General features: G+C 63.9%; 3 protein-coding genes. 1 reads left to right on the top strand and 2 read right to left on the bottom strand.

Going from position 1 to position 2485, the window contains the following annotated elements; genetic code table 11:
- Positions 1-339: ArsR/SmtB family transcription factor (locus AC1RQ9_RS18710; protein ID WP_485988093.1), on the bottom strand; the 339-nt coding region annotated here is incomplete at its 3' end.
- Between the two features lie 120 nt (positions 340-459).
- Between AC1RQ9_RS18710 and AC1RQ9_RS18705 the strand changes: the two genes are divergently transcribed.
- Entirely contained in the window at positions 460-855 is a 396-nt protein-coding gene (locus AC1RQ9_RS18705; RefSeq protein WP_485988092.1) for an RcnB family protein, read from the top strand.
- Positions 856-898: 43 nt separating this feature from the next.
- Here the strand turns inward: AC1RQ9_RS18705 and AC1RQ9_RS18700 are convergent, their stop codons facing one another.
- Complete coding sequence (locus tag AC1RQ9_RS18700; RefSeq protein WP_485988090.1) at positions 899-2362, bottom strand: multicopper oxidase family protein; 1464 nt, start codon at positions 2360-2362, stop codon at positions 899-901.
- Between the last annotated feature and the right edge of the window lie 123 nt (positions 2363-2485).

The following is a 2485-nucleotide window of genomic DNA, read 5'->3' as shown; positions in this document are numbered from 1 at the left end:
CGGGGACGGACAGCAGGAGGACAGGGTCGCGATCAGGGGCGCACAGAGTTCGGGACTGCCCGCGCAGCAATCCTTGACGAGGAAAAGCATCAGTTCGCGCAGGCGAGAAAGACAGGCGCGATAGACGATCAGACGACTATGGCGTTGCGCGCTCAGCAGGCCGGCACGGGTCAGGATCGCGAGGTGGGTCGAGATCGTGTTCTGCGGCATATCAAGATGGCGTGCGACATCTCCGGCGGGCAGGCCGTCCGGTTCATGGCGCACCAGCAGGCGGAAGATATCCAGCCGCGTGGACTGGGACAGGGCGCTGAGCGCGGCAAGGGCCGATTCCGTATCCATATATCCTTGATTGTGGATATATAAAATAATGTCAATCCCTGTCCTGGCGCGGGGGTTCGCACGTTCACACAAAAGCCATGAGGGCCTGTATTCCTTACCCAGCTTGTCCATGGAGGCACCATGATAGATCGATTTTCGGCCGCCATCCTGTCAGCCTGCCTGAACTTGGCCAGTGCCACGGCCCGTGCGGACCCGCCGTGGGGACGCGGCGGGCATGACCGTCATGACGGGGAGCGTGGCCATGGCCACATGCGGGACTGGAGAAGGGGAGAGTATTATGCCAACTGGCGGTCGCAGCGGTGGCGGGTCCGTGACTGGCGGCGCTATCATGGCCTGTGGGCGCCGCCATCGGGCTATTACTGGATGCAGTCCGGGACGCAGTACCTGCTTGTGGCGGCGGCAACCGGGCTGATCGCGGGCGTGGTGGCGGCGTCAGCCGGGGTGGCGCCGCCTGCTCCGGTCGGTCCGGTAGCGCCCGGTTACCCGGCGGCGCCGGCCTATCCGCCACCCCATTGAATGGGCCGTTGATCATGGGCGCTGGCGGTCATGCCTGTCGCCATCACGCATAATCGAAAAGCGCCATGAACCCGAAATCCATGTGGAGCTGCTGGTGGCAGTGAAAGAGCGTCGGCCCAGGGTTGTCGGCGACGAAATCGCATTCAAGTTCCTGGAAGCCACCCAGCATCACGACATCCTTGATCACGCCCCGGGTTGCCCTGCCGCTAACCCGGGTCAGCTCGAAGCTGTGGCGGTGCAGGTGCAGCGGATGGATGTCGTCGCTGGCATTGCGGACCCGCAGGCGGTAACGCCGCCCCTGTCGCAGGATACGGCGCGGCCACGGCGCTTCCATCGGGAAGGCTTCCCCATTGAGGGTCCACTGGTTGAAGCCATTCAGGACCGCATTGCGCTTGATGATCGTCATTTCGATCGTCTCATCCGGTGTGATGGCAGGAAGGGAAGTGCCAAAGCGCGCCCCGAAGCGCGCATAGTCCCAGCGCGCGGGCCGGGGGGCGATCCATCGTGGCCTGCCCGTCTGCCCGGCATACGCGACGACAATGCCCATCCCGCCTCGGCGGTCATCATCCGCCACGTCACCCATCACCCAGACGCCTGGGTGATCCATCCGCACCATGGCCGAGATACGCTCTGCCGTGCCCAGCCAGAGTACCGGAACCTCGGCCTGCGTGGGGACCGGGTTGCCATCAAGGGCCAAGACCCGGAAGGTGTGGCCAGGCAGGGCCAGGCTGCGGATCTCGCCGGCGCTGGCGTTCAGGATATGAAACAGCACATGCTCCCCCTGTTTTACCCGGATGGGTTCGCCATGTCCCAGCATCTTTCCGTTGATCGCGAATGACCTGTAGCCGACCTCGAACCCCTTCGTCCCTTGCGTGGCGGCCGCGTCGGCGGCCTTTCCCATCTGCTGGAGTTCGGCTACCGGGTCGCCCGCAAGCGCATCCACCGCCATGTCGCCGCCACGGCTGAAGAATGGCGCGAATTCCTTCAGCACAAGGAATATTTCGCGGTCATGGGCGCCAGGATTATCCTTCGGCTCGATATAGAGCGGCCCGACCTGCCCGGTATAGGTGCCACGGTTGAGATCGCCCCCGGCCATGACATGCGTGTGGTAGAAGCGGAAACCCGAAGGCCGTGGCAGGAAGGTGATCCGCCGCATGCCATGTGGGGGTATGAAGGGCGTGCCTTCCTCCGCCGCCCCATCCACCGCGCTCGGGATCATCTGGCCATGCCAGTGCATCAGTTCCGGCGTGTCGGTATCATTGAAGATGTCGATCACGCTGCGCCTGCCTTCCTCAAGCCGCAGCAGGGGGCCGGGAAACTGGTCATTATAGAGCGTGGTTGAAATGATGCGCCCCGGGGCTAGTTCGACCTGTCCCGTGGCGATCCGCAGCGTATGATCCGCTTTTCCACCCATGACGGGGCCTGCACCACAGACCCGGCCCGGAATCATGGCCGCCAGTGTCGTTGGTCCGGATAGTGCCAGAAAGGAACGGCGGTCCAGCATCATGGTACTGTCCGATCATGGGGAAACAGGCAGGGTTCCCAACGCCTACAGCGATTGGCCGGTTTCATCGGGCTGGTGCGGGGGCGGGCCGTCCTGTCGCCGGGACCTGTCCATAAATGGACCGTG

It is taken from the genome of Komagataeibacter ossonobensis (genome assembly GCF_057359305.1).
This window is presented reverse-complemented; position numbering and strand designations above follow the sequence as displayed.

Coding starts and splice junctions, on each gene's coding strand:
- AC1RQ9_RS18705 (WP_485988092.1), top strand. CDS start 460: ATGATAGATCGATTTTCGGCCGCCATCCTGTCAGCCTGCCTGAACTTG.
- AC1RQ9_RS18700 (WP_485988090.1), bottom strand. CDS start 2,362: ATGATGCTGGACCGCCGTTCCTTTCTGGCACTATCCGGACCAACGACA.